A 22,053-nucleotide genomic window follows, 5' to 3' on the forward strand; every position below is an offset into this window, starting at 1 on the left:
TTAGCCTCTTAAATTAACTGACCATAAGTTCAAGCTTCCAGAATTCTCCGTCCCAAACATATTGCCAAATCCCCTGTCCACCGTTCATGGTCTCGCTGATATCCAGCACTTCCATTCGAGGGCACTCCCATACTTGTTTTACTGTGTTGTTCGAAGTATTCTGAAACTCTTTCATAAATCCCACCAACCTCTCTTTAAATTTCAACTTTCTTAGTTTATTACAAATGATACATTTTGTATCTATAAATTTCTGAAATAAAATGATTTTATTATTGATGCTCTGTCCTCTGTTTGGTGATTTCATAGTTAAATCAAAAAAGCCGCAACTCCTGTATAAATAGGAACTACGACTTTAGTATATTAACTAATTTCAAACTAAAACGAATGCAAAGATAAGACATAATTAAACTTGTACTTCGAAATAACTGATCGACTCACATTAAATAAAGATACATTTCGTATCACTCATTACAGTAATAACTTTGAGTATCATGCTTAAAAAGCATTAACAATATGATTCACAGAGACAATCTCTCCTGCTTGATCAAGCATTACGGCAATTACATCAAAACGGATCTGAAGTTCCGTCTCTCCCGTCATTTGCAAATATACGGATGCGGTTGAACGTACCTGCTGCATTTTACGCATATCAACCGATTCCTGAGGTGTACCGTACTGAGCGGCTCCACTTCTGCTTCTTACTTCCACAAAGACAATCAGGCCCTCGCAGGAAGCAATGATGTCAATCTCACCGCTACGGCAACGCCAGTTCTGTCTAATGATCCGATAATCGTGCTCTCGCAACCATTGACAAGCAGCCTCTTCACCTAATCGGCCTTTCTGCTGTCGTGTGAGCTTTAATCCTGGCTCCTGACCCAATCTACGTTCTACCATGACTCATTTTCCTCACGTCCTGAGGCCATTCGATCTGCACGGTAGACATACGTTAGCACCTCTGCGACCAGTTGATACAGCTCAGCTGGAATCTGTTCATCCAGATCCAACTTGGAGAGCACCTCCACAAGTGCTGCATCCTCCTGAACAGCTACCCCATTTTCTCTGGCTTTATCCAGAATGGCTTCTGCCACTTTGCCGCGCCCCTTGGCTACAACAACAGGTGCTTCGCTTTCTCCAGGGACATATTTCAGGGCAACCGCCTTTTTGGAAAGCAGGTCCGGTTGTGACGACTCGTCTTTCATACCTTCAAGTCCACCCCTTTGTATCGTTCAGGACTATAGTCCGAGGCCCTCGTTTTTCGTTCCGCGCCCGGCTCCTGGCCCGCAGGCCACGGTTCCGCCTTGAAGGTCAGCAGTTGATAGCCCAGCTTGTCCAATGCCTGATGGATTACCTCTCGTCCACTCTCCAGGAGCGGTCCCATTCCTTCGCGATCATTCAATACACGCAGACTGACAATGTTATTAACCACATGGACATCTACCAGTGTGGGCCCAAGACTTTTCATGTCCAGATCAAACCATAGCCGGCAATTGGAGGCATCCAGTTCCCCACGTTGACCTCTGCGAGACTGAATCTGAACAGACGCCGTTTCTTCCCCGTCCGGTCCAGTGATCGGAATAAACCAGTGCATCTGTGCAAATGTAGCACTGCGATCTGTTGTTAGCAATAACTGCTGACCTGTCAGATATTGCACCGCCTGTCCGGCGGCATCCTTAAGCGCCGCCGGTGCACCTTCGCTGCTGGCAAGCTGAAGCAGCAAGCCCTTCAGCGTGTCCGCATTTGCCGGACTCGCCACATCCCCCACGCGCGGCTGCACTGCCGCGCCGTGAACGGCCTGCTGCTCGTGCTCCGCACCGAGCAGCTTCAGCACGCGCCCCACCCACGGGTCCCCCTCGTGGGTGACAGGCGCGGGCACTGCCGCAGCTCCCGCAGGTGCTGTGGCACTACCGCCAGCCGGCGGCGCATCAGCGCCGGCTGGCAACGGCTGCGGCACGCCTCCGGCAGCCGCAGCCGCCTGGCCGCCCTGCGATGCAGGGGCGGCCTGTGCTGCCGCACCAGGCTGTGCCGGTGCGGCAGTGGACGCGCTGCGCAGGGCGTCCAGCAGCGCCAGCAGCTTGGGCGCCAGCTGCGCTGCCGTAGGCGCTGCTGGCGCCGCCTGGCCTGCTGCGGACGATGTCCCCGCAGCAGCAGGCGTTTCAGCGCGGCCGTCAGTCCGCCCGGCCGCGCCTGTTTCAGGCTGGCCTGCACTTGCACGGCCAGCCACAGATTCTGCTGCCGCCCCCGGTGTACCCGGGCGGCTCCCAGCTTGCCCCGCGTCAGCCCCGCGCGGGCTCTCGCCAGGTATTCCGGTTCCAGACGGAATACCCCCACCCCCTCCTTTGCCAGCCGTTTCAACGTTGCTTACAACTGCCTTGGCCCCGGCTTCAGCATTTCCTGTGCCTCCGCCGGTCTGCACGTTTCCTTTCACCGCAGTACCTGCATCCTCTGCCCCGCCATCCGTCATGGATATAGATCCTGCCAATGCCGCTTGTCCTTGTTGCGTTGACAAAGCAGGCGTTCCGGTTCCAGTCACCTGACGACCATTGCCTGATGCAGCCAATCCTTCTTCCGTCTGTGAAGCATTCGGTACAACAGGTGCGCCAGCCACGACTGCTGGTTTCAACGTTGCAGATTGTTCTCCAGACAATACCGGTTTACCTGTTGTTTGAGTAAGCATCGTTTCCAACTGGTCAGCCAACCCGCTTAACAACTGGTGCAGAGGGGGGCCAAACACCGTCTGGTGTAATCCTTTTACTGTTTCCGCCGTAACCGGAAGGCCACGCTGAAAAGCAATCCCTGTCGCCTGCACCCATTCTTCCACAGGGACCTGTGCAGGTTTAGCTGTCATCATATTCTGGACCATAGCCACATTATCCTTCGTGAGCGGCACTCCGCTACGCTGCATGGCAAGTAACAGTTCCCGGTTCCCTTTTGTATCCGGCAGTCCCACATCCTTAAGCAGGTTGTTCAGCGAAGCTTGTGGCAGCTCTGCGAGTGTTCCCGACATAGGTTTCATTACCGTTATGCCATTTTCACCTGGAGGCTGTACTTGAAGCAACGTGGTCTCACCCGGACGGAGTGGAGTCTCCAACTTGGCGCGCACTTGCACACCTTGAATCTGCAGAACTGCTTCTCCCCCATCATCGGATACACTAACGACGGAGCCACGAACCACCTGACCTTCCTTTAATTCAAGCGGTTTGGCATTGCCGGGCTTACTATCTCCCATTAACCCCTTTATCATGGAACCGATATTCAAATCTCTCCCCCTCCTTTCTTCAAACCTGTGTTTAAAACAAAGATTGCTGCTCTCCAAGCAGGTTGCCCAGAAAACTGCGCCGATGCATCGGGGTTGCCCCCAATGCCATAATTTGCTCCCGATGAACTTTTGTTGCATATCCTTTATGTATCGACAAACCATATTCCGGATATAATGTATCCCATTCTTCCTTACACAGCCGATCTCGTGTTACCTTGGCAATAATAGATGCCGCTGCGATCGATTGACTATTAGCATCACCTTTAATGATGGACAGTTGAGGTACATTCACATCCACCTTCTCGGCATCCACCAGCATATAATCAGGAGTTTCTCCCAATGCTTCAACCGCACGTTTCATCGCAAGTCTCGCAGCCTGCTTGATGTTAAGCCTATCAATTGTCTCTGCATCCGCGTACCCGATACCTACCGCCAGCGCTTTTTCCATGATGATGTCATATAATGCATCACGTTTTTTCTCCGTTAATTTCTTGGAGTCATTCACACCTTCCAGCATGAGATCCTTCGGTAAAATAACCGCCGCTGCGACAACATCCCCAAACAAACAGCCCCGTCCCACCTCATCAATACCAGCAATACGTTCAAATCCACTGTCCCAATACTCCCGCTCGTAGAGCAACAGGTCTCGAGGTTCACTGGCTTCTTTTTTCTTCTTTGGTCCAATCGGGGTATCCAGGAGATTCAACCCGATCTCTTCATTATTTTCAACCATAACGCTCATCTCCTCTACCCACGCTTTTTCAGCATGCGTATCACTTACAACATTTTATAATATAGACGTAGATACTCTGTCTTTTGTTCTGTACAGCCTGTCTCTCTCAGCAAAACTTTTCCTTGAGATTTACAATATAAAGATAGTGATGTCTTCATTTATCGGTATTTGATGGTTTAAATTGAATATATCAGACCTCGTCTAATTTAAATTGCACCACCATTTATCATAGCACGATTTAGATGCACCTGATATATAGGTCAGCCAATTCCATAAAGCGTACTGTTCTTCAAACCTCTTCCATTTTATCGTTTTCGACGTATGTTCCAGCTCTACTTCCGCGTTTGTATACACAAAAAACGACCGCTCCCGGTAATCCGGTAACGGCCGCTTCTTTCGGCACTTGTATATATGAAATGAACAGATAAAGATAATGATCTCCATCGTGTAGAGTCCATTTTTTTAATAGGGAGCTTCCATAGAGAAACGTCCCATTTTACCCGCTCGCAGTTCACGCAGAAATGCTCGTGATGCCTTTTCCAGATCAATACGTCCACCGCTTACAATGCAACCACGTATACGGCCGACTTGTTCCATAATCGCAATAACACTGTCTGAATCATCTGCATCCTTGGAGAACTCCTGAAGTCCGTATCTCTCTTCCAAAGCGCCCCAGTAATAACGCATCAGGTAACTAATTCCAAAAAAGGCGATATCCTCTGCATTCAGAATTTCCTCTTTGATCGCACCAGTTACGGCAAGACGATAACCTACATTTTGATCTTCGAACTTAGGCCAAAGAATACCTGGAGTATCCAATAACTCCATTTCTTTGCCTACCTTGATCCACTGTTGCCCCTTCGTCACACCAGGACGATCTCCTGTTAACGCAATACTCCGTCCAGCCAGTCGGTTAATCAGTGTTGATTTACCTACATTGGGAATCCCTACGATCAACCCGCGAACCGCCCGAGGATTAATCCCTTTAGCAATTTGACGGTCAATTTTTTCTTTAAGAAGAAGCTTGGCCTGCACGGGAATATCTTTAACATTGGTTCCCGTCGAAGCATCTACAGGAAAAGCGGTAATTCCTTCTTTTTTGAAATATTCAATCCATTCTTGCGTCACTTTTGCATCTGCCAAATCCGATTTGTTCAACAAAATCATCCGGGGTTTATCCAGCAATATTTCGTCAATCATTGGATTACGGCTGGAGACAGGCAGACGGGCATCCAATAGTTCGATGACCACGTCGATGAGCTTTAACTTATCCTGAATCTGGCGTCTGGCTCGAGTCATATGACCTGGAAACCATTGTATCGTCAACTTGTCTTCACCTCATTATTCACTTCAATTTCAGTGGTTGATCCACTTAATCTCACCGATCGGCCAGAAAATCACATCTGCACGACCAATAATATCTTTTAACGAAACATAACCGATCATACGGCTGTCTGTACTATTTGGACGGTTGTCTCCCATTACAAACACATGACCTGCCGGCACTTTGCCATCAGGGAACTGTTCATTCGGGAAATCCTTCACGTTATAGGTTCCACCATTTGCTTCAGCTGCATCAATGGCTCCTTGAATATACGTTTCATCAACCTTTTTACCGTTAACCATCACGGTATCATCTTGAACCTCAACGGTATCACCTTCTACAGCAATAACACGTTTAATGAAATCTCGACCTTCGGTTGGTACGTGGAAGACGATAACTTCACCGCGCTTCGGTTCTCTGATATCATATAAGATTTCGTTGACGATCACACGTTCACCCGTTTCAAAGTTCGGCTGCATGGACGGACCGTCCACAACAAACGGTTTGAAGAGCAACCACCGAATGAGAATGACGAGAACTAATGCGATAACAATGGCTTTAAGCCATTCAACAATTTCATTTTTAGCTTTTTTGGATCGACTGTCTTTCTCTTCGGCAGGATTGCCCCGGTCATGTTGAACTTCTTGTTCCATTCATGATCTTCCTCTCTTCACAGTACATGTTTATAGCAGTACACACATCCAGCATTCTGTATCGTTCCAATAACTCAATGGATGGATACAAAACATTCACATCAGTTATGTAATCTTACACCAAGCATTACAGTACATTTAATCCACAATTCAAATGTTATCAATAACTGATTTTACAAGCCTCCCGGACTATTCCCCGCATGTGTTGCCATACCATTTTACTCGGAAGTGTACCTCCGGTTCAACTTTTCCCGGACAAAAACGAAAAGGGCTTGTCTCCAAGCCCTTCCCGGTATCCGTTATATTAACGAATTTCTTTAATTCTCGCTGCTTTACCGCGTAGTTCACGAAGATAATAAAGCTTCGCACGACGAACTTTACCACGGCGAGCCACTTCGATTCTATCGATTTTAGGGGAATGAAGCGGGAAAGCTCTTTCCACACCTACACCGTAAGAAATTTTACGAACTGTAAAAGTCTCACTGATTCCACCACCACGGCGTTTAATCACAACACCTTCGAACAATTGGATACGCTCGCGAGTTCCCTCGATTACCTTAACGTGCACTTTCAAAGTGTCACCAGGACGAAAACTCGGAAGATCCTTGCGAAGTTGTTCTTGTGTAATCGCTTGAACGATATTCATCTATGACTCCCTCCTTCCATACAGGCGTTCATACTTCTTCCAGAGATCACCTTGTCTCCTTCATCATCCATAGAGGACCGCCGTATTCCACATAACAGACTTATTGTATCACGCAGCATATCAAAACACAAGAGAAATTAAACAAATGCCTATTGATTAATCTGCCACTCTGAAACTCATCCATCACATGTTAACTTCATTCTAAAATACATTCTCCCGTATGGAAAGTGAATCAACGCTCTCATCTGCAAGTCAACCTGATACAGGAAAAAATACTGTAACTTCCAGTGTAGTAATATCGTCTATGATATAACTTATTGACCACTTTAAAAGGAGAATCCCAAGACTTATGAAATATTGGAAAAAGATCACACTTGCCCTACTCGCCATGCTCACATGCTCCATTACACTATATTCATATGCCGTAACTCACCCAACGAATGCACTGTCACACAAAGCCTGCACATCCTGGGACATAGTCAAACGCAAAGCATTCGAGCTGTCACACACTGACTTCTCTAACCAATCTGCGCTGGATCGTTCTAACTTTAGGATTGAACAAGGTACCGCTACAGAAGTTCCTGTGCTGATGTATCATTACATAGAGCCCAAACTGAATAATCACGAGACAGATAATAAATCCATCATTAATCTGGAGGATTTTGAGCAAAATATGAAATACCTGCATGATGAAGGCTACCGCACGATTACACTGAATCAGCTTGAGCAATATGTTAGTGGGAAGATTTCCCTACCACAGAAGTCCATTGTAATTACCTTTGATGATGGATACCAGAACAATTATACTTTAGCTTACCCTGTGCTTCAGAAATATAATTTTCATGCCTCGCTGTTTGTCATAGGCAGTAAAATTCAGGATCAACCTTCGGTATTTGAGCCCGCCATCAACAGTTTCATCTCCAAACCAGAGATGCAGGCAGCAACCGACGTATTTGAGTTCAACAGCCATACCTATAACCTGCATCATAAGGGATTTATGCGCTGTGGGAACAGCGTACCTGTCGGTCTGGACACCAGTCTTCTGGATGATGATATCCAGCAAATAAAAGAAACCGGAATAGACACACCTTATTTGGCCTATCCTTTTGGTTATACCAGCACACAAATGATCTACAAGTTACAGCAACATGGATATCGCATGGCTTTTACCGTAAAGTCTGGATTTGTGCATCCAGGAGATCATCCCATGAAGCTGCCTCGCTTGACGGTCACGACAGGTACTGATTTGGCGACGTTGCTTCAACCCGAATCCAGTCCGCAGAACGAATCATCTGCATCGGAGAACGACCAGTAAAACCTAGATTTTAACTTCACCGCCCGGATACAGAGTCGAGTTATACAGCCTTTTTAGCTGTGGCTTGGCTCTTTTTGCATCGGTAAGTGATAATGTCATCGGAGAGCTGGAATAAATCACTGCTTCCTCTGCGTCATAGATAATGATCTGTCCTTTCCCCGTCTGAACTAGGTCTGCATGCACCGCATATCCCTCTTTTGGGAATTCAGTAACCGTTTTCATATCTCCATCTACCAAAGAAGGCAACACATCTCCACCTCGGCGATACGCCAAAATATAATCGAGTCCACCTTCATCCCAGTTACATACAGGCTCTATAATGGTTAACCAGCCACGAGTCGTGCGGTTTTCTTTCCATATTTCTTTCCCAGCGCTATCCAGCATGAACATTCCATCCTTACCATGCTCATCCCCTCGGACAATCCGGTCCAGGCCTGCAATCTGTAAACCTTCCATTCCAGTACAAAAATGACCTAATGCAATATGCTGTGATTCAATCGAATCTTCATAACGCCATTTCTCATTTCCGCAGCGGTCCATCATGACCGTAACACTGCCACCAATGACAACCTCGACTTGCCCATCACCGTCAACATCTCCAAACCATATACAATCGGCATGATCATCAAGATTCTGACAAGACCATAATAACATCCCATCATGATCCAGCATGTCATATCCGGCCATCACTTCATCTTTCCCATCTCCATCGATATCATATACCCATGGAAAATGTCCTGGATTCCCCTCATGCTTCCATAACAAATTAAAATCATGGTCAAGTGCCCATAACGTCTTATAGCGGTCTTTCAGTATAATGTCCATTCTATGCTGGTTACCCGTCAGGTTGGCGAGAATAATGCAGTCATGTGCTTCATCACCTGGCAGATCACGTGTTTCTTTGATCTCTCCGGTCCGGCCATCCAACACGAGAAATTGTTTGTCCATCACACACAATACTTCATTATTTCCATCTCCATCCCAATCTGCGACCTGAGCGGGATAGTCTGAACCCGGACCCCCTGCATCGGGATCAGGAGTTCCGACCTGCCATAGTAATGTTCCTTCCAGATCAAACGCAGTCAAACAACATACCTGATGCGGGACATACCGATCGTCTATACCCCCATCTGCCTGTACCAGCAACATTTCAAGTCTGCCATCCCCGTTTAGATCTCCTAAAAGCATTTTGCAGCGTTCTCCGGCTTGGATAATATTTAGTCTGGCGATTTCATAAGGCTGAATGCTCATCATCTTCCTCCTCAGCTTATCGTTGTTATTCAAATCCAGCTGAGTTCACCATAAAGAAAACCCCTGTTTTTTACAACCCTATTATGTGGTCATGCAAAAATGTTCAAAGCTGCAAAAAAGTGCCTACGTAATTAAACGATTTAAACGAATGATTTTAAGCCCACTCTAAAAACTCAAGACGATTGCCAAAAGGATCATTTATATAAAAACGTCTTACACCTTCATCTGCCCTTGCTTCGTCATCGACAATATGAATTTGGTTATGAATGAGATGATCACGCAACTGATCCAAATGTTGTACATGAAATGCCGGATGAGCTTTTGTAGCGGGAATAAAATCTTTTTGTACTCCAATATGCACTTGGTGTCTGCCACACTCGAACCATACACCACCACGTTTTCTCAGAATTTCAGGTTTGGGAATCTCCGTCCAGCCCAGAACTTTATTGAAAAAATGACGCGCCTCCGCTTCACAACCTTCTGGTGCTGCGAGCTGAATATGATCAAGACCAATAATATTGTAAGTCATTCACACACCGCCTTTTGTTTCACTTAATGAAACTTGGTTTTAAAATATACCTACATTTTATAGAATTACCCAATGAATATCCAGCTTTCTTTACAAAACACATAAGAAAAGCCAACCTTTGGTATCAAGGTTGGCTTTTTCAAACTCTATAAAAAGATATATTTACGTGTTTATACGTTGCATATATTTACTCTGTACTATTTTTACGGTTTGAGCGTATCTTTTTCAACCAAATACGTTCTTTATCCGTCAAATCAGCCGTTTCCAACATCTCCGGTCTGCGCTCCAGCGTACGAAGCAACGACTGTTCTCTACGCCACGCCTCAATGTTCAGGTGATGTCCTGACAACAGCATATCCGGTACTTTCATGCCTCTAAACTCGGGTGGTCGTGTGTAGTGTGGGTATTCGAGTAGTCCAGTGCTGAATGAATCGGTTACTGCGCTTGTCTCATTGCCAAGCACACCGGGAATAAGGCGTACGATGCTGTCGATCGCAACCATAGCAGGCAATTCCCCACCAGTGAGCACGTAATCACCAATGGATAGTTCATCCGTCACGAGAAATTCGCGAATTCGCTCATCGTAACCTTCATAATGTCCACATATAAAAATCAGATGATCTTCCTGTACAAGTTCTTCTGCTTTTTTCTGTGTAAACGTCTCACCTTGCGGACACATTAAAATGATACGTGGAGCTTTCATGGTTGCCGCGGCTTCTCCGCGTTGCTCCAGTACATCTTCAACAGCAGCAAAGATCGGATCTGGTTTCAGCACCATGCCTCCACCCCCACCGTAAGGAGCATCATCGACCGTATTGTGCTTATTTGTCGCATAATTACGGAAGTTGGTTGCACCGAGGGACACCAGCCCCTTCGTTTGGGCTTTACCCAGAATGCTTGCTCCGAATACGCCATCAAACATCTCCGGGAATAGTGTTAATACATCCACTTTCATGTTACAGCAGCCCTTCCATCAGGTGAATCTTCACTTGCTGCTGTTCGATGTCCACATCAAGTACTACATCATCAATAACGGGAATCAGCACTTCTTTACCTGCTGGCGTTTTGACAACCCATACATCATTGGCACCCGGAGTCAAAATTTCAGAGATGGTTCCAAGCGTTTCACCCTCTTCGGTGATAACCGAGCACCCAACGATTTGATGGAAGTAGTATTCACCTTCCTCCAGCTCAGCCAAGTTCTCTTTTAACACTTTGGCCATGCCGCCTTTAAACTTCTCTACTTCATTAATATTGCCGTACTCTTTCAGACGAAGAATATACATATTTTTATGCAAACGTGCAGATTCCACGTTAACTATGACGGGATGATTATCTGGTGTAAAGAAAAACAACTCTGCATTTTTCGCGAAACGCACTTCCGGGAAATCGGTTAAAGGCATGATTCTCACCTCACCGCGAATTCCATGCGTATTGACGATTTTACCTACATTCATAAACTCTGCCATAATTCCTCCTACGATATTAAATCAAACTAAACAGCTACTTCGACTCTCGTATGGTCGTTCCGGCGACGGTTCGTTCTTTCGATCGCTGTTACCCCCTCATTTTTCGAACTTACTTTAAAAGGTGAAAATGAGGTGATAAAGGCGAACGCTAACGCTTCTCCAGAATCGATCCCGTCCCCTGCACTGCTCCGAAGTCATTCATACCCAAAAATATTTTAATTCAATATCTAATCCAACATATTAAGTTCAGCATGCACGAAAAGGGGCTAGGACATGCATCCTAACCCCCTTTCGTATATCTTTAAGATATGATATCAACGGTAACCCGTTTATCCATCTTAACTGCTGCTGATGTGACGACCGTACGAAGTGATTTCGCGATTCGTCCCTGTTTACCAATTACCTTCCCGACATCGTCAGGATGAACAGTTAACTCATAAACGACAAGCCGGTCTTTCTCAACCGTCCGAACCGTCACATCTTCCGGATGATCGACTAAAGCCTTAGCAATTATGCTTACTAATTCTTCCATAGATGACCCTCCGAATCAGCACTTTATTTAGATAATTTAGACTCGTGGAACTTCTTCATCACGCCCGCTTTGCTAAGCAAGTTGCGGACAGTGTCAGATGCTTGTGCACCGTTTTGAAGCCATGCCAATGCTTTATCTTCATCGATCTTAACAACAGCCGGTTGTTCAACCGGGTTGTAGTAACCGATCTCCTCGATAAAACGACCGTCACGTGGGGAACGGGAATCCGATACCACTACGCGGTAGAAAGGAGCTTTGTGAGCACCCATACGTTTCAGACGAATACGAACTGCCATTTGAAAATTCACCTCCTTCAATGAAATCTGTATATGATCCAGCTTCGCTTAATCAACGGAAAGGAAACTTCATTCCTTTACCCATACCTTTAAGCTGCTTCATCGCTTTATTTTTACCGCCGCCTTTAGGTCCCATCATATCCGAGAACTGTTTCATCATGCGGCGCATCTCATCAAACTGCTTGATCAGACGATTTACTTCAGCCAGAGATGTTCCGCTACCCGTAGCAATACGCTTCCGGCGGCTATGGTTGATCATGTCCGGGTTCCGTTTCTCTTCGGTCGTCATAGAGTAGACGATCGCTTCAATCCGGCCCATCTGTTTATCATCAACCTTCAGATCTTTAGCTTGTTTCATCTTGCCCATGCCAGGGATCATATCCATGATCTGGTCGATTGGTCCCAGCTTTTTGACCTGATCCATCTGCTCCAGGAAATCTTCAAACGTGAATTCTGCATTACGCATCTTCCGTTCCATTTCCTTGGCTTTATCGGTATCAATGTTTAATTGTGCTTTCTCAATCAGAGATAACATATCACCCATACCGAGGATCCGTGAAGCCATACGTTCCGGGTGGAACGGCTCCAAAGCGTCAAGTTTCTCTCCAAGGGAAGCAAACTTGATTGGACAACCCGTAACTGCTTTGACAGAAAGCGCAGCACCACCACGAGTGTCGCCATCCAGCTTCGTCAGGACAACCCCTGTCAGATTAAGCTGCTGGTTAAAGTGTTCTGCTACGTTAACCGCATCCTGACCTGTCATGCTGTCTACGACAAGCAGTACTTCATCCGGATTCACTACGCTGTGAATCTGGCGAAGTTCTTCCATCAGTTCTTCATCAACATGCAGACGTCCAGCTGTATCGATAATAACATAGTCATTACCGTTATCCTTCGCATGTTGAAGACCTTGACGTGCGATCTCAACAGGGCTTGTCTGATCTCCCAGTGTGAATACCGGCGCTTTGATCTGCTCGCCAAGTACTTGCAACTGTTTGATCGCTGCGGGCCGATAAATATCTCCTGCAACAAGCAATGGTCTGCTGTTTTGCTTTTGCAGCATTTTAGCCAGTTTACCCGATGTGGTTGTTTTACCAGCACCCTGCAAACCAACCATCATCAGCACCGTAGGCGGTTTGTTCGCTTTAGCCAGTTTGGCCTGACTTCCACCCATCAAATCCGTTAGTTCCTTGTTAACGATGTCGATGATGACCATTCCTGGCGTGAAGCTCTCCATCACTTCTTTGCCAACAGCCTTCTCTTTCACCTTGGCGATGAATTCCTTGACCACTTTGAAGTTTACATCCGCTTCGAGCAATGCCAGACGTACCTCGCGCATAGCCTCGGCTACATCTTCATCAGACACCTTGCCTTTGCCGCGCAGCTTGCTGAACACATTCTGTAATCGGGTCGTTAATCCTTCAAATGCCATGATCCCACCTCCTTAAGCTTTAATACTGTTTTCAAGACCGATACGTTCCGCTCGGCCAATTTTCATTCACTAAGCTGAGCAACGATATCGTGTATTTGTTTGTTGTTATCAATGGAGACGCCTGCGCGTTCCAATGCATTTTGCAAATCTTCAAGATTGCGATTACGCCGTTCATGCTTTTCCAGCAAGCCCAGCTTGCTTTCGTAATTTTCCAGCACTTGTTCGGCACGCTTAATATGCTCGTATACCGCCTGGCGGCTGATCTCAAACTCGGCTGCAATTTCACCAAGCGAGAAATCGTCATGAAAGTAATACTTTAGAAAAGTCTGCTGTTTCTCGGTAAGTAACAATTCATAAAAAGCAAACAGCAAGTTAATCCGGTTTGTCTTCTCAAGCCGATTTTCTTGACTCACATCGGGGCACTCCCTTCGTCAAGGAAAAACACTTTACACTCTTGCAACGTTCCTAATAATACCTAAAACAAATCAGGTTGTCAAGCAAAAATACTTGTCACAATAAAAACAGCTCTCATGATATGTTATTTCGATGTTTAACGGGTGGTTTATGCCCTTTTTCACTACAAGCAAATTCGATCTGTATCGCTGCGACCCGCCTCTATGTAGAAGAAAAAACGAATGCGTCTCAGTCCGTGGAGATGCATCCGTCTATGGTGTTCTAACGAAGTGGTGTCAGGTACAGCAGTACCATAAAGAAATGAAGAATACTGCCTGCTAACACAAAGAGATGCCAAATCGCATGGTGGTACGGAAATCCACGCCATACATAAAAGAGCGTACCCAGTGTATACATCAGGCCTCCAGCAACCAGCAGCACAATGCCGCCTGTAGGAATGGCAGCCATAAGAGGTTGCCAGGCAATAACGATCAGCCAGCCCATCGCAATATAGAAAATCGTGGACATGAATAGAAATTTTTTCGTAAAAAATGCCTTAAAGATCACGCCGAATAATGCGATTCCCCAGATTATACCGAACAGGGCCCATCCAAGTGTACCGCGAACAGCAATAAACAAAAGCGGGGTGTACGATCCCGCGATAAACAAATAAATGGAAGAATGGTCGAAAATCTCAAATAAATCTTTCACTTTTCCATCTTTCCATGCATGCACGAGTGTAGAGCTTGTATAGAGCAGTAACATGGTGATCCCGTAGATCGTGAAACTGACCACATGCCAAGCTGTGCCTTTCATACTTGAAAATACAATCAATATCACCAGTGCAGCTACACTGAGTGCAGCGCCGATTCCATGTGTCACCGCATTGGCGACTTCTTCACGGCGAGAATAGGTATACGTATTGGCCATTTTCAACCGTCCTTTCTAACCCTTTAACATTGCCTTCTTTATTCCTCCATTATACACGTATTGCCAGTGACATTACACGTGACACTTATCACGTATATCACTGGCAATACGGTTAACATTATTAATTCATTCTATTATTAATGATTCTAGGAATTAGCTTCCTCTTCTTCAGCACTTTCCGCTGGCTGTTCCTGGATTAATCCGGCGAACAAAGCATGCACAAATTGCTCCGAGTCAAACGGCTGCAGATCATCAATTTTCTCACCCAGTCCTACGAGCTTCACAGGCAAGTCCAGTTCCTGACGGATCGCAACAACGATCCCGCCTTTAGCTGTTCCATCCAGTTTCGTCAGTACGAGGCCAGTTACACCGCTTTTCTCACCGAAAAGTTTAGCCTGATTTAAGGCATTTTGACCTGTTGTTGCATCCAGTACCATCAGTACTTCATGCGGAGCATCCGGAATTTCACGCTGAATGACACGATAGATCTTGTTAAGCTCGTCCATCAGGTTCGATTTGTTTTGCAGACGACCTGCTGTATCACAGAGCAGAACATCCGCACCCCGTTGTTTCGCTGCCTGTACCGCATCATACATAACCGCTGCTGGATCAGAACCAGATTGCTGTTTGATAACATCGACACCGGCACGTTGCCCCCATACTTCCAGCTGTTCAATGGCTCCGGCACGGAACGTATCTCCTGCTGCCACAATTACCTTTTTACCTTGCTGTTTGAAGCGATGTGCCAGCTTGCCAATCGTTGTTGTTTTACCAACACCGTTAACACCAACGAACAAAATAACGGTAATGCCATCCGGGTTCATTTTCAATTCGTTATTCTGTTCACCGCGAAGAAGACCCGTCAGTTTCTCGGACAATACAGGCTGCAGCTCAGCCGCATCCTCAATTTTGCGTTTTTTCACCTCAACGCGCAGGTCTTCGATCAGATTCATGACTGTATTCACACCAACGTCTGCTCCGATCAAAATCTCTTCCAGTTCTTCATAGAACTCTTCATCGATTTTTTTGCGGCGGATTACGAGATCCGACACTTTTTCCACTAACCCTTTACGTGTCTTTTCCAATCCATCCTTGAACTGTTTGGTGACCGACTCCGTTTTGCTTGCAATGCTGTCTCTAAGCTTTTTAAAAAAACTCATAAAGCCCCTCCATCGTGTACATAATCTAAGCGCTTTTGCAAAAATGCTCAATCTGAATGATTTTCAATGATTACAATGAGTTCGTTTGTCTCTCAGGTTTGAATCAGATCAGGCAATTACTGCTTCCTCATCTTCCAGTTTAACCGAAACGAGCTTGGATACTCCGCCCTCTTCCATTGTAACACCGTACAGCACATCTGCCTCTTCCATCGTACCTTTACGATGGGTAACAACGATAAACTGTGTCTGTTCGGAGAATTCACGCAAGTACTGGGCAAAACGTACCACGTTAGCTTCGTCCAGCGCTGCCTCAACTTCATCCAACACGCAAAATGGTACCGGTTTGACATGCAGAATAGCAAATAATAAAGCCATCGCCGTCAAAGCCCGCTCCCCACCGGATAACAGTTGCAGGTTTTGCAGTTTCTTGCCTGGTGGCTGAGCCACGATATCTATTCCCGTTTCAAGCAAGCGTTCCGGGTCCATCAGAACAAGGTCAGCACGTCCCCCACCAAACAGCTTGCTAAACACGGTACCGAACTCACGGCGGATGGCATCAAACGTGATCTTGAATCGCTTCGCCATCTCGTCTTCCATTTCCCGAATCACCTGATACAACGTTGTTTTAGCTTCCACCAGGTCATTCTTCTGTACACTCAGGAACTCGTATCGCTCATTGACCCGCTGGAACTCCTCAATCGCTCCCAGGTTAACATCACCAAGGGCAGATATACTGCGCTTCAGCTTCTGTACCTCTGCCTGTGTATGCTCCACATCTTCCGGCACAGGATAACGCTCTTTGGCCAGTTCATAGCCCAGTTCGTATTCATCCGTCAGCTTCCGCAGTATATTCTCCAGCTCAACATCCAGTCGGTTCACGGAGATTTCCGTCTGTCGCATCTGCTCTTCCACGGCTTTCAACTGTGTGCGTTGTTCCTTCGTTTCGCTCTCGGCAAGCTCAAGCTTTTTCGACAACTCACTTCGGGCGGCACGCTTGAAGTCCAGCTCTTGGGAAGCTTCCGCTTTTTTCAGTTTGTACTGGTTCAGATCTTCAATCTGCTTAACACTCTCGGTCTGTGTTTTCTTGAGATCTGCTTCCATCGAAGCAAGCAACGTACGATTCTGACGAAGATCTTTCACCAGCGACTCCACTTCCCGCTCCAGACGTCGCAATTGTTCCCCATTGGAAAATCGCTCCTGATCAAGCTTGCCTTCGCGCACTTTCAAGTCGGTGAGTTGGCTCTGCAATTCTTCCTTCGCGGATTCATTGGCTTTCCGAGCAAACTCAGCTGCATGAATGGCACGATGAGTCGCTTTTTCTTCCTCTTCAAGCTGCTCCAGCTTCTTCACAGCGACGATGCGAGCCGTATCCAGCTCTTTGATCTCTTCGGTAAAGCCGCTCTTCTCCTGCCCGGCAACGGCAACCTGTTCAAGCACATGGCGAAGCTCATGCTCTACCTGTTTCATTTCCATCGAAGCCTGCTGTTCTGCATTTCGGGTATCATCACCGGACTGACGAAGTTCATCCAGTTTGTCCTGACACTGCTCCAGTTGAACTTTTACATCATCCACACTGCGATGCAGTTTCACGATCTGATTTTCGGTATCCAAAATATCTTGGTCGAGCTGGTCCAGCTGCCGTTTCCGACTGAGCAGACTCACATTTTTCTTGTGCTGGCTACCACCTGTCATGGAACCACCCGCATTGACCACGTCACCTTCGAGTGTCACAACCCGGAAACGATACTGACAGCGAGCCGCAATTTTATTGGCAACCTCCAGCGTTTCGGCAATAATAACATTACCGAGCAAGCTGCCAATGATTGAAGCATATTTGGATTCGAATTGTACAAGATCAGCACCGATCCCCACAAAACCCTCCATACCTTCGATCATGGAACGTTCAGCCGCTCCAATGGCACGAGGACGAATGACATCCAAAGGCAGGAACGTTGCACGCCCCAACTGACGTTGCTTCAGGAAAGCGATTGCCTGTCTGGAAACTGATTCATTTTCCATGACCACATGCTGCAAGGATGCTCCCATTGCTGTTTCAACTGCAAGTTCGATCTTCTCGGGAACTTTAACAAGTTCAGCTACAGCTCCATGAACACCGCTCAGCGTACCTTTACGCGAAGCTTTGAGGACTTCCTTGACACCCAGCATGAATCCGTCAAAATCATCCTGCATCTCTTTCATCGTATCGCGGCGGGAAACTTGAGCCTCACGCTTCTGTTCCCATTTACGGACCGTACCCCGACTTTCTTCGAGCAGCTTCTGCAGCGACTGAAGTCGTTCACTTTCCGTAATGTATCCACCACGTAGATCACTGATTTCTTTGCCCAAACGAACAACTTTTTTCTCAATGTCCGCTTTGCGACTCTCCAGTGTCTCCTTCTGATCTTCCCATTTGCCTGATTCTTCAGCCGCGCGATTCATTCTGCGCTCCAGCGTTTCTTTCTGCTGATCCACATAACGAATTTCATTGCGTGTCTGAGCCATCTGATTCATCAGTTCCAGCAAATTGCCTTTGAGGCTTTCCTCTTGCTGTTGACTAATGCCACCTGTAACACCGATGAGTTTGGCTTCTTCCTGGGACAACTGATTTCTCACATCATTCAGTTCATGCTCAAGCTTGCCAAACTTCTCACGCAGTGCAAGCAGCTCGGTTTCCCGTTCGCGATGTCTCTCTTCACTGGCGGCAAGCGTTACTTTGAGCTGCTCCTGATTCGTTAGCAGATGGTGGGAGCGCTCCTTGAGCAATTCTCCAAGCCCTTCACTTTTCTCCGTCGCTTCACTGAATTGTAATAAAGCGGCTTGCAGTTGCTCTGTCTCTGTTTCCAGAATACGCAGCGCATTCCGATCATTTTCCAGCTTGGCATCATGCGTAGAGACAATCGCTGCGAGTCCAACCTCTTCCTGTTTTAGCGATTGCAAGCGCTCGTTTGCCTTACTCCAGGAAGCATGAATCTGTTCGATCTGGTACACATACATGGAGATCTCTTGCGATTTGAGCCGTGAACGAAGTTCCTTATAGTGGATCGCTTTCTCTGATTGTTCCTTTAGCGGTCCAATCTGATCTTCCAGTTCAGTCACCAGATCATGAATACGCAGCAAATTCTGCTCTGTCTCATCCAGTTTGCGCGTCGCATCCCGCTTGCGGGATTTATATTTAACGATACCTGAAGCTTCTTCAAAGATACCTCTGCGATCCTCTGAACGGGTACTGAGAATCTCTTCGATTCGCCCCTGTCCAATAATCGAGTAGGCTTCCTTACCGATGCCGGTATCCATAAACAACTCCGTGATATCCTTCAAACGACAAGATTGTTTGTTAATAAAATATTCACTATCTCCGCTGCGATGTACACGACGAGTCACCGTCACCTCACCGAAATCCAATGCAAGTGCGTGATCCTCGTTATCAAGCGTTAGCGACACCTCACCGAAATTAACGGCTTTCCGTGCGTCACTGCCTGCAAAGATGATATCTTCCATTTTGCCACCACGCAGCGACTTAGCACTTTGTTCCCCCAGAACCCAGCGAATTCCGTCCGATATATTACTCTTTCCACTTCCGTTCGGACCTACAACAGCCGTAATGCCACGAACGAACTCCATCTCCGTTTTGTCGGCGAATGACTTGAATCCACCCAATTCAATCCGTTTTAAAAACATAGGGTTTCTCGTCACCTCCTCTTGCAAATTTCAAGTATTGCATTCCAGCGCCTAAATAAATTGAACTATTGTCATTACACATGACTACTTCGATTGCAGTACCATCCTCCGATCGCCCTTATCCCCAGATTTTCTTGATTCCCTTATCCAAGGGAAAAATCCGTTGATAAATGCGGAGCATATGCTTCCGATGTAGCTTTCTTTCAGAAAGCTTTTAGCTTCGCTTCTTCAGATTGGTTCTGCACTCATCGTTTTGTGTAAAATAAAGTTCACTTATTTAGTTAACGATCAGGTAACCTTCTCCTGAACCTCTTTACAAAAAAAAGAGCAAAAAGCAGTCCGGCCGATTACTTCCGCCGGGGCGGACCCGCGGGCTGCTCTTTGCTCTTCGTTTGTCTATGCGCTATCGGTTAAGCTCCGGCTTCCGGAAGCTTCAGTCGATCAAGTGCTGCAGATGCAGCCTGTTGTTCCGCTTCCTTTTTGGAACGTCCTGTACCTCTGCCAAGCCGTTCTTGACCCATATGGACCTCCGAGACAAACTCACGTTCATGGGCAGGTCCCCGTTCCTCAACGATACGGTATTCCAAAGCTCCCATATTGTGATGCTGAGTAAGTTCCTGCAGTTCCGTTTTGTAATCACTCATTTGCAGCTTGCTGCCCAATACGATTAATGGGAAGACATGCTGATCAAGAAATGTCCGAACAGGCGCAAGCCCCTGATCCAGATACAATGCACCAATGAAAGATTCAAACACATCTGCCAGCAGAGCCGGCCGTGTCCGTCCTCCAGTTAGTTCCTCACCTTTACCAAGAAGTACATACTGCCCAAAACCCAACGCTTCAGCAAATTTGACGAGGGAAGGCTCACAGACAATGGATGCCCGCAGCTTAGTTAATTCACCTTCCGGACGGTTAGGATACAAATGATACAAGTACTCCGATACAGTCAGTTCCAGCACGGCATCGCCCAGAAACTCCAGACGCTCGTTGTCCTGATGCTGACTGAACCGGTGTTCGTTTACATAAGAAGCATGGGTAAACGCTTGTTTTAAAAGCTGCCTGTTGTCAAATTTGATTTGAAGTTTATGTTGTAACTGCTTCAGATCTTCACTCAAACGAACTAGCCCCTTATGCTTCAAATTTTTTGAGAATAATGGTGGCATTGTGACCGCCGAATCCAAATGAATTGGACATGGCAATATTAACTTTGGTTTGACGTGGAACATTTGGTACATAATCCAGATCACATTCCGGGTCCTGATTTTCCAGGTTAATCGTTGGAGCCAGTGTCTGATGTGTCAGTGACAATCCGCAGATAACCGCTTCTACACCACCAGCAGCGCCAAGCATGTGGCCCGTCATGGATTTAGTGGAACTCACGGCGAGCTTGTACGCATGATCACCAAACGCCTTTTTGATCGCAAGCGTTTCGGATCTGTCGCCTACAGGCGTCGAAGTTCCGTGTGCATTAATGTAGTCCACTTCTTCAGGCTCAATACCTGCATTACGAAGTGCCATCTTCATGCAACGTGCTGCTCCATCCGGATCTGGTTCTGTCATGTGATGTGCATCACCTGTCAGACCGTAACCGATCACTTCACCATAAATGCGTGCACCACGTTTTTGAGCATGTTCCAGGGATTCCAGAATCATAACACCAGCGCCTTCGCCCATAACAAAACCATCACGTTCTGTATCAAAAGGACGGCTTGACTTGGCAGGATCATCATTACGTGTAGACATTGCGCGCATCGCACAGAACCCTGCAAGACCCGTTGGTCTGATTGTTGCTTCCGCACCACCACAGATCATGGCATCTGCATCACCATTGGCAATCAGCTTGAAGGAATCTCCGATGGAGTGTGTACCTGTTGCACAAGCGGTAACAACGTTAATGTTAGGACCCTTAGCACCAAGAGAAATGGACATTTGGCCTGAAGCCATGTTGGAGATCATCATGGGAATAAAGAATGGGCTTACCCGTTTTGGACCTTTTTGCAATAATGCATTATGTTGGTCCTCCCACGTACCCAATCCACCAATACCTGATCCGATGGATACACCGAAACGCTCTGCATCAATATTCTCGTTAATTTTCAGACCACTGTCTTCAACGGCTTTGAAGCCAGCTGCCACAGCGAACTGTACAAAACGATCCATTTTGCGAGCATCCTTGCGATCCATATATTCTTCCGGGTTGAAATCCTTGATCTCGGCTGCAATCTGTGTCGTGTATTCACTAACATCAAACGCCTCAATCTGAGAAATTCCGGACTTTCCTGCCATTAAACTGCCCCAGAACGTTTCCAAATCTTTTCCGAGCGATGTCATTACGCCCATTCCGGTAATTACTACTCTTTGTTTCAAACCGAGTCACCTCTATATCGACTGCATTACGCAAGTATTTTGTGGGAATATCCGCAAACAGACATCTATTCAACCAAGATAAGCCTGCT

General features: G+C 46.5%; 22 protein-coding genes. 1 reads left to right on the forward strand and 21 read right to left on the reverse strand.

What is annotated here, in order from left to right; genetic code table 11:
- Nucleotides 1–13 precede the first annotated feature (13 nt).
- From J2Z28_RS31635 to rplS, 8 genes are all read right to left on the reverse strand, one after another.
- Complete coding sequence (locus J2Z28_RS31635) at nt 14–304, reverse strand: paeninodin family lasso peptide (protein ID WP_342357478.1); 291 nt, start codon at nt 302–304, stop codon at nt 14–16.
- A gap of 191 nt (nt 305–495) precedes the next feature.
- On the reverse strand, nt 496–894 hold the full coding sequence (locus tag J2Z28_RS06605; RefSeq protein ID WP_100529387.1) for a YraN family protein: 399 nt from the start codon (nt 892–894) through the stop codon (nt 496–498).
- Nucleotides 888–1,199, reverse strand: a complete 312-nt coding sequence (locus tag J2Z28_RS06610; RefSeq protein WP_036609395.1) for an EscU/YscU/HrcU family type III secretion system export apparatus switch protein — start codon at nt 1,197–1,199, stop codon at nt 888–890. Before J2Z28_RS06610 ends, J2Z28_RS06605 begins: the two co-directional genes overlap by 7 nt.
- A complete protein-coding gene (locus tag J2Z28_RS06615; protein ID WP_211081662.1) occupies nt 1,196–3,256 on the reverse strand; it encodes a DNA ligase in 2,061 nt (686 codons plus the stop codon). The genes J2Z28_RS06610 and J2Z28_RS06615 overlap by 4 nt, the downstream gene beginning before the upstream one ends.
- Nucleotides 3,257–3,287: 31 nt before the next feature.
- Complete coding sequence (locus tag J2Z28_RS06620) at nt 3,288–3,989, reverse strand: ribonuclease HII (RefSeq protein WP_244988144.1); 702 nt, start codon at nt 3,987–3,989, stop codon at nt 3,288–3,290.
- 462 nt (nt 3,990–4,451) lie between these two features.
- A complete protein-coding gene (ylqF, locus tag J2Z28_RS06625; protein ID WP_211081663.1) occupies nt 4,452–5,315 on the reverse strand; it encodes a ribosome biogenesis GTPase YlqF in 864 nt (287 codons plus the stop codon).
- Nucleotides 5,316–5,345: 30 nt separating this feature from the next.
- Nucleotides 5,346–5,966 carry a signal peptidase I gene (lepB, locus tag J2Z28_RS06630; protein WP_211081664.1) on the reverse strand — a complete coding sequence of 207 codons (621 nt, stop codon included), beginning with the start codon at nt 5,964–5,966 and terminating at the stop codon, nt 5,346–5,348.
- 304 nt (nt 5,967–6,270) lie between these two features.
- Nucleotides 6,271–6,612 carry a 50S ribosomal protein L19 gene (rplS, locus tag J2Z28_RS06635; protein WP_017689212.1) on the reverse strand — a complete coding sequence of 114 codons (342 nt, stop codon included), beginning with the start codon at nt 6,610–6,612 and terminating at the stop codon, nt 6,271–6,273.
- 349 nt (nt 6,613–6,961) lie between these two features.
- Here rplS and J2Z28_RS06640 point away from each other — a divergent pair, with 349 nt between their 5' ends.
- Nucleotides 6,962–7,927 carry a polysaccharide deacetylase family protein gene (locus J2Z28_RS06640; RefSeq protein WP_211081665.1) on the forward strand — a complete coding sequence of 322 codons (966 nt, stop codon included), beginning with the start codon at nt 6,962–6,964 and terminating at the stop codon, nt 7,925–7,927.
- Between the two features lie 3 nt (nt 7,928–7,930).
- Here J2Z28_RS06640 and J2Z28_RS06645 read toward each other — a convergent pair whose 3' ends face one another.
- The 13 genes from J2Z28_RS06645 to fabF all read right to left on the reverse strand — a co-directional run bounded on the left by J2Z28_RS06645 (nt 7,931) and on the right by fabF (nt 21,964).
- A complete protein-coding gene (locus J2Z28_RS06645; RefSeq protein WP_211081666.1) occupies nt 7,931–9,178 on the reverse strand; it encodes a hypothetical protein in 1,248 nt (415 codons plus the stop codon).
- 154 nt (nt 9,179–9,332) lie between these two features.
- The gene (locus J2Z28_RS06650; RefSeq protein ID WP_211081667.1) at nt 9,333–9,707 is read right to left on the reverse strand and encodes a VOC family protein; all 375 of its coding nucleotides are present in this window, start codon (nt 9,705–9,707) and stop codon (nt 9,333–9,335) included.
- A gap of 187 nt (nt 9,708–9,894) precedes the next feature.
- Entirely contained in the window at nt 9,895–10,662 is a 768-nt protein-coding gene (trmD, locus tag J2Z28_RS06655) for a tRNA (guanosine(37)-N1)-methyltransferase TrmD (RefSeq protein ID WP_211081668.1), read from the reverse strand.
- Nucleotide 10,663: 1 nt separating this feature from the next.
- On the reverse strand, nt 10,664–11,176 hold the full coding sequence (rimM, locus tag J2Z28_RS06660; RefSeq protein WP_211081669.1) for a ribosome maturation factor RimM: 513 nt from the start codon (nt 11,174–11,176) through the stop codon (nt 10,664–10,666).
- Between the two features lie 301 nt (nt 11,177–11,477).
- Entirely contained in the window at nt 11,478–11,708 is a 231-nt protein-coding gene (locus tag J2Z28_RS06665; protein WP_017689218.1) for a KH domain-containing protein, read from the reverse strand.
- A gap of 23 nt (nt 11,709–11,731) precedes the next feature.
- On the reverse strand, nt 11,732–12,004 hold the full coding sequence (gene rpsP, locus J2Z28_RS06670; protein ID WP_017689219.1) for a 30S ribosomal protein S16: 273 nt from the start codon (nt 12,002–12,004) through the stop codon (nt 11,732–11,734).
- A 52-nt stretch (nt 12,005–12,056) separates the two neighbouring features.
- Nucleotides 12,057–13,436, reverse strand: a complete 1,380-nt coding sequence (gene ffh / locus J2Z28_RS06675) for a signal recognition particle protein (protein WP_017689220.1) — start codon at nt 13,434–13,436, stop codon at nt 12,057–12,059.
- A 62-nt stretch (nt 13,437–13,498) separates the two neighbouring features.
- Nucleotides 13,499–13,849 carry a YlxM family DNA-binding protein gene (gene ylxM, locus J2Z28_RS06680; RefSeq protein ID WP_017689221.1) on the reverse strand — a complete coding sequence of 117 codons (351 nt, stop codon included), beginning with the start codon at nt 13,847–13,849 and terminating at the stop codon, nt 13,499–13,501.
- A 262-nt stretch (nt 13,850–14,111) separates the two neighbouring features.
- The gene (gene trhA / locus J2Z28_RS06685) at nt 14,112–14,759 is read right to left on the reverse strand and encodes a PAQR family membrane homeostasis protein TrhA (protein ID WP_211081670.1); all 648 of its coding nucleotides are present in this window, start codon (nt 14,757–14,759) and stop codon (nt 14,112–14,114) included.
- A 146-nt stretch (nt 14,760–14,905) separates the two neighbouring features.
- Entirely contained in the window at nt 14,906–15,919 is a 1,014-nt protein-coding gene (gene ftsY, locus J2Z28_RS06690; RefSeq protein WP_211081671.1) for a signal recognition particle-docking protein FtsY, read from the reverse strand.
- Between the two features lie 108 nt (nt 15,920–16,027).
- Nucleotides 16,028–19,597, reverse strand: a complete 3,570-nt coding sequence (gene smc / locus J2Z28_RS06695; RefSeq protein WP_211081672.1) for a chromosome segregation protein SMC — start codon at nt 19,595–19,597, stop codon at nt 16,028–16,030.
- Between the two features lie 410 nt (nt 19,598–20,007).
- Nucleotides 20,008–20,712, reverse strand: coding sequence for a ribonuclease III (rnc, locus tag J2Z28_RS06700; RefSeq protein ID WP_036670338.1), 705 nt, complete (start codon nt 20,710–20,712; stop codon nt 20,008–20,010).
- Nucleotides 20,713–20,725: 13 nt separating this feature from the next.
- Entirely contained in the window at nt 20,726–21,964 is a 1,239-nt protein-coding gene (gene fabF / locus J2Z28_RS06705; protein WP_036609459.1) for a beta-ketoacyl-ACP synthase II, read from the reverse strand.
- Nucleotides 21,965–22,053 lie beyond the last annotated feature (89 nt).

Origin of the sequence: Paenibacillus xylanexedens (assembly GCF_017874615.1) — a bacterium.
GTDB lineage: Bacteria > Bacillota > Bacilli > Paenibacillales > Paenibacillaceae > Paenibacillus > Paenibacillus xylanexedens.